The organism is Micromonospora sp. D75, assembly GCF_018070405.1.
GTDB classification, from domain to species: domain Bacteria; phylum Actinomycetota; class Actinomycetes; order Mycobacteriales; family Micromonosporaceae; genus Micromonospora; species Micromonospora chalcea.
Genome location: NZ_JAGPXV010000369.1, coordinates 1 through 5,871 on the forward strand (window position 1 = coordinate 1; position 5,871 = coordinate 5,871).

General features: G+C 74.1%; 7 protein-coding genes. 5 read left to right on the top strand and 2 right to left on the bottom strand.

Translation table 11 applies throughout. The features are described 5' to 3' along the window. From KBX39_RS20615 to KBX39_RS20630, 4 genes are all read left to right on the top strand, one after another. A partial coding sequence (locus KBX39_RS20615) for a heme ABC transporter ATP-binding protein (protein ID WP_312247469.1) occupies window positions 1-797 on the top strand: 797 nt, incomplete at its 5' end. A gap of 3 nt (window positions 798-800) precedes the next feature. Beyond that, on the top strand, window positions 801-1,466 hold the full coding sequence (locus tag KBX39_RS20620) for a heme oxygenase (biliverdin-producing) (protein ID WP_064445661.1): 666 nt from the start codon (window positions 801-803) through the stop codon (window positions 1,464-1,466). Then, window positions 1,463-1,768: a DUF2470 domain-containing protein gene (locus KBX39_RS20625; RefSeq protein WP_013286808.1), complete on the top strand. Its 306-nt coding sequence runs from the start codon at window positions 1,463-1,465 to the stop codon at window positions 1,766-1,768. Before KBX39_RS20620 ends, KBX39_RS20625 begins: the two co-directional genes overlap by 4 nt. Before the next feature lie 68 nt (window positions 1,769-1,836). Then, window positions 1,837-3,438, top strand: coding sequence for a sugar efflux transporter (locus KBX39_RS20630; RefSeq protein ID WP_247660399.1), 1,602 nt, complete (start codon window positions 1,837-1,839; stop codon window positions 3,436-3,438). Here KBX39_RS20630 and KBX39_RS20635 read toward each other — a convergent pair. After that, window positions 3,351-3,965 carry a superoxide dismutase gene (locus tag KBX39_RS20635; RefSeq protein WP_064445658.1) on the bottom strand — a complete coding sequence of 205 codons (615 nt, stop codon included), beginning with the start codon at window positions 3,963-3,965 and terminating at the stop codon, window positions 3,351-3,353. The two genes, KBX39_RS20630 and KBX39_RS20635, sit on opposite strands and share 88 nt — an antisense overlap. Window positions 3,966-4,051: 86 nt before the next feature. After that, window positions 4,052-4,702 (bottom strand): cyclopropane-fatty-acyl-phospholipid synthase family protein, encoded by a 651-nt coding sequence (locus tag KBX39_RS20640; RefSeq protein ID WP_210872031.1) that lies wholly within the window; start codon window positions 4,700-4,702, stop codon window positions 4,052-4,054. Between the two features lie 191 nt (window positions 4,703-4,893). Here KBX39_RS20640 and KBX39_RS20645 point away from each other — a divergent pair. Next, the coding region (locus tag KBX39_RS20645) for an MBL fold metallo-hydrolase (RefSeq protein WP_210872033.1) at window positions 4,894-5,871 on the top strand (978 nt) is incomplete at its 3' end.

Genomic DNA, 5,871 nt, shown 5'->3' on the forward strand with positions numbered 1-5,871 from the left:
GGATCCGGGTGGCCGGGCTGCGCGTCGAACGCGCCGGCCGGACCGTGCTCGACGGGATCGACCTTCAGGTACGCGCCGGCGAGGTGCACGCCCTGGTCGGGCCGAACGGCGCCGGGAAGTCGACGCTGCTCGGCGCGATCAGCGGTGACGTGCCGGCCGCCGCCGGCCGGATCGAGGTCGACGGTCTGCCCCGCGAGTCGTGGAGCCCGGTTGAGCTGGCCTGGCGCCGGGCCGTCCTCGCCCAGCGCAACACGCTCAGCTTCCCGTTCACGGTCGGGGAGGTGGTGCGGATGGGCCGGGCGCCGTGGGCCGGGCGGCCGGAGCGGGACCAGGACGACGCCGTCGTCGCCGACGTGCTCGACCGCTGCGACGTCGCCCGCTTCGCGGCCCGGCCGTACCCCGCGCTGTCCGGCGGCGAGCAGGCCCGCGCCGCGCTGGCCCGGGTCCTGGCGCAGCGGGCCACCACGCTGCTGCTCGACGAGCCGACCGCCGCGCTCGACCTGCGGCACCAGGAACTGGTCATGCACATCGCCCGGGAGCGGGCCCGCGCCGGGGACGCCGTGGTCGTGGTGCTGCACGACCTGACGCTGACCGGGGCGTACGCGGACACCGTGACCCTGCTCGGCGACGGACGCGTCCGCGCCGCCGGGGCGCCGCGCGACGTGCTGACCGCCCCGCTGCTCAGCGGGGTCTACCGGTACGACATCGACGTCGTCCCCCACCCGCGTGACGGGCTGCCGCTGATCGTGCCCCGACGCGGCCGGCCCGCAAGACCGTCAGCCGACGAGGAGAGATAGCAGATGGATACACAGACGTTCGCGGCCCGGCTGCGCGCCGAGACCCGCGACGCGCACCAGAGCGCCGAGTCCCAGCGGTACGTCTCCGCGCTCACCGCCGGTGAGCTCGACGTGGCCGGCTACACCGCGCTCGTCGTCGCGCACCACGGCATCTACGCGGCGCTGGAGGGCGTCGCGGAGACGATGCGCGAGGACCCGCTGGCCGGCCCGTTCGTCGACGACGCGCTGACCCGGCTGCCCGCGCTCGCCGCCGACCTGCGGTTCCTGCTCGGCCCGCGCTGGCGCGAGGTGATGGAGCCGGTCCCGGCCGCTGTCGCGTACGCCGCGCGGATCACCTCGGCCTGCGCCGGATCGCCCGAGCGGTTCATCGCGCACCACTACATCCGCTATCTCGGCGACCTGTCCGGCGGGCGGCACATCGGGCGCTGCGTGGCCCGGTACTACGGGGTGACCGGCGAGGCCGGGGCGTCGTTCTACCGCTTCCCGCGGATCACCGATCCGAAGTCGTACAAGGACGCCTACCGGGCGAGGCTGGACGCGCTCGCGCTGGACGAGACCGGCCGGGCGGCGCTGCGCGACGAGGTGCTGGTGGCGTACGAGCACAACATCGCGGTCTTCACCGACCTGGGTCGCCTGGTGGCGGCGGGCAGCCGGGAGGGCGCCGCGTGAGCGCCGGTTTCCCGCCGGAGGTGGTCGCCGCCGTCAGCCGGCACATGAACGACGACCACGCCGGGGACGCGCTGCTGATCTGCCGTACGCTCGGCGGCCGGCCGGACGCCACCGCGGCCCGCACCACCGGCCTGGACGCCGACGGCATCGACTTCGCCGTCACCGTCGGCGGCACGGAGGTTCCGGTGCGCGTCCCGTTCGCCCACCGGCTCACCGAACGGGCGCAGATCCGCCGGGAGGTGGTGCGCATGTACCGGGAGGCCTGCGACCGGGCCGGCGTACCGCCCCGCCCGGCCGGCTGAGCGCCGGGACCGTCCGGGCCGCGGAACCCCGGTCGGCCGCCGCGCCGCCGCGGCGTACAGTCCGCCGCATGGCTGTGGACACGAGGCCGGCGGTGCGCGCCGGCCGATTCCGGCTGCTCCCGCTGGGTGTGGTCTTCCTGACCGTCGGTCTGTCCACCGCCGTGGTGCTGCCGTTCCTGTCGCTGTTCCTCGACCGGGAGGTCCACGCCAGTCCGCTACGGGTGACCGTGTTCCTGGTCGTCGCGCCGCTGTCCGGGGTGGTCGCCTCCGCGCTGATCGGCCGGCTGTCGGACCGCCTGCCGATCCGGCGCGCGCTGCTGGTCGGCGCCGCGCTGGCCGGCGTGCTGGGCGCGGGCCTGACCGCGTACGTCCGGGACTACTGGATCCTGCTGGGGCTGACCGCGACCGCCACCGCGCTGGCGAACTCGCTGTTCCCGCAGTCGTTCGCGTACACCCGGGCGCTGTTCGACAGGGACGATCCGGCGCGGGCCGCGTTCGGCGTCAGCCTCATGCGTACCGTGTTCTCGGTCGCCTGGGTGGCCGGGCCGGCGCTGGCCGCGGTGCTGCTCGACGTCGGCGGCTTCCGCCTGGTCTACGGCATGGCCGCCGTCATGTACGCGCTGGCCGCGCTGGTGGCCGCGTTCCGGCTGGAGGAGCTGCCGCTGCCGGCGCGGCCGGTCGCGGCCGATCCGGACGGCGCCACGCCCGGCCCGCGCGGCGCGTCCCGGCTGCGGCTGGCGCTGACGGCGCTCACGTTCGTGCTGCTCCAGTGCCCGCTGACGGTCGGTGTGCAGGCGATGCCGCTGTTCCTCGACACCGTACTGCACGACGTCCCCTCCCGCGCCGGGCTGGTGCTGGGCCTGTGCGCGGCGCTGGAGATCCCGCTGATCCTCGGGCTGGGCGCGCTGACCGCGCGGGTCCGGCTGCGGCCGCTGATCCTGGTCGGCGGCGGCTGCGGGGTCGCCTACTACGCGGCCGCCGCGCTGGCGCCGAGCGTGCCGTTCCTGCTGTTCGCGCAGCCGGTGAACGCGCTGTTCATCGCCGCGGTGTCCGGCGTCGGGATCGCCTACGTGCAGGATCTGCTGCCGGGCGAGCCGGGCCGGGCCACCACGCTGTTCACCAACACGTTTCCGATCGGCGCGATGCTCGCCGGGCCGCTGCTCGGGCTCTCCGCGCAGGTCGGCTACCGGTGGGCGTACGGCATGAGCACCGCGCTGTGCGCGGCCGGGCTGCTGGTGCTGGTGCTGACCCGGCCGCCCGCGCGGGCGGCCGGGTCGGGGCCCGTGGGCGGGGGACCCACGGGCACCGGGATCAGCTCGGGGCGGGCGGGCGGCCGGCGGTGGCCGCGATCAGCAGGGACAACTCCCGGACGAGGTCGTCCATGCTCTGCCCACTGCTCGCCCGCACCAGGCCGAGAGCCAGGTCGGCGAGCAGGTAGAAGCCGAGGGTCCGGGCCTGCTCGCCGGGGAACGCGGCGAGCAGATCCTCGGCACCGGCGAGGTCACCCCGGTGCTTGGCCGCGATCACCCCGGCGGCGCGCTGCACCAGTTCCGCCGCCTCGGGGGTGGGCCCGCTCACCGGATCAGATCTTCGGCGTCGCGGCGCGGGCGGCGTCGAAGCGTGCGATCACGTCCGACCAGTTCACCAGGTTCCACAGCCGGTCCACGTAGTCCGGACGCACGTTGCGGTACTGCAGGTAGTAGGCGTGCTCCCAGGCGTCGAAGACCAGCAGCGGCGTGGTGCCCTGGCCGACGTTGCCGTGGTGGTCGTAGACCTGCTCGACGATCAGTCGCTGTCCCAGCGGCTCCCAGGCGAGTACGCCCCACCCGGAGCCCTGCACGCTCTTCGTTGCCGCCGACAGCTGGCCGGCGAACGCGTCGAACGAGCCGAAGTGCTCGTCGATCGCCGCGGCCAGCTCGCCGTCCGGGCGGTCACCGCCGTCCGGCGACAGGTTCCCCCAGAAGATGGTGTGCAGCACGTGCCCGGACAGGTTGAACGCGAACGTCTTCTCCAGCCCGACCAGCCGGCCGAAGTCGCCCTTCGCACGCGCCTCCGCGAGCTGCTCCAGCCCGTCGTTGGCGCCCTTGACGTACGCCGCGTGGTGCTTGCTGTGGTGCAGTTCCAGGATCTCGCCGGACATGGCGGGCTCCAGGGCGCCGTAGTCGTAGGGCATGTCGGGCAGGGTGTAGAGCGCCATCGATCCTCCACTTTGTTGCTGCATCTTTGCTGTTGCCAACATAGTGCAACAAGGTGGCCGACGGTGCTCCCATCCCGCGCGTCCGGTCAGTGGCGCCGCACCAGCACCACGTGGTCGATCAACTCGCCGGTCTGCCCGTCCGGGCCGGTGGCGGTACGGCGCGCCGCGCCCAGCCGCTCGGTGTCCCAGCCGTCCGGGTCGAGGCTCATCGCGGCCAGAATCTCCTCCGGTTCGGCGAACCGGTGGTGGCCGGTGTCGGGCCCGGCCCAGGGCGGCGGCGCGCCGTGCTCGACGACGAGCAGCCGGCCGCCGGGCGCGACCGCCTCGGCCGCCGGGGGCAGCACCGTCTCCCGGGGCAGGACCAGCGGCGACTGGAAGAACTGCGCGGACACCAGGTCGTACCGGCCGGGCGGGAAGCCCTGGGTGAGGTCGTGCCGGACGGTGGTGATCCGGTCTGCCACGCCGGCCCGTTCGGCCTCCACGGCGAGGCGGTCCAGCGCGACCGACGAGATGTCCACGGCGGTGACCCGCCATCCCCTCGACGCCAGCCACACCGCGTCGCCGCCCTCACCGGAGCCCAGGTCGAGCACGGTGCCCGGGGGCAGCGCGGCGGCCACCTCGGCCAGGACCGGGTTCACCCGGCCGCTCCAGATCCGGTCCCGCTGGCCGTACCGCTCGTCCCAGAACCGGGCCGGGTCGGTGTCCGCCGCCGGGTGCTCGTGGTGGTGCCCCGTCATGTCCGCCTCCTCGCCGCCGGGCGTCTGCCCGCCCGGGCCCTCGCCATCGTGCGCCGGGGTCCACCGGCCAGCAAGGAACCTTGCCGTTCCGGCAAATACTTCCGGGCGACAGCCGCCTCGGAATATACCCCCCGGGGTATGCGCTACAGTTGCCGTATCGCCCGACATCACTGCGCGAAGGAGTGCGGCTCATGTTGTTCACCCAGTACTACCTCGACTGTCTGTCCCAGGCCTCGTACCTGATCGCGGACGACCGCACCGGCCGGGCCGTGCTCGTCGACCCGCGCCGGGACATCGACGAGTACCTCACCGACGCCAAGGCGCACGGCCTGACGATCGAGGGCGTCGTCAACACCCACTTCCACGCCGACTTCCTCGCCGGGCACCTCGAGGTGGCCGCCGCGACCGGCGCGTGGATCGGCTACGGGAGCCGGGCCGAGACCGAGTACCCGAGCCGCAAGCTCACCGACGGCGAACGGATCAGCCTCGGCGACGTGACCCTGGAAATCATGGAGACCCCGGGCCACACACCGGAGTCGATCAGCATCCTGGTCTACGAACACGCCGACGACGCGGTCCCGTACGGCGTGCTGACCGGCGACGCGCTGTTCATCGGCGACGTGGGCCGCCCCGACCTGCTCGCCTCGTTCGGCGTGACCGCCGAGGAACTCGGCCGCATGCTCTACCACAGCGTGCAGCACAAGCTGATGGGCCTACCCGACGAGGTGCGCGTCTTCCCCGCCCACGGCGCCGGCTCGGCCTGCGGCAAGAACCTGTCCACCGAACGGCAGTCCACCATCGGCGAGCAACGCCGCACCAACTACGCCTGCGCCCCGATGAGCCAGGAGCGCTTCCTCGCCCTGGTCACCGGCGGTCAGCCCGCCGCGCCCGGCTACTTCGCCTTCGACGCGGTGCTCAACCGCAAGGCGCGGGAGCTGTTCGACCACGCCCGGCCGGCCCGCCCGCTCCCCCCGGCCGAGTTCCTGGCCGCCCGGGCCGACGGCGCCGTCGTGGTCGACGCCCGCGACCCGCAGGAGTACGCCGCCGGGCACCTGCGCGGCGCGCTCAACGTCCCGGCCGACGGCAGGTTCGCCGAGACCGCCGGCAGCGTCGTCGCACCCGACCGACCGGTGCTCGTGGTGACCCCGCAGGACCGGGAGGAGGAGATC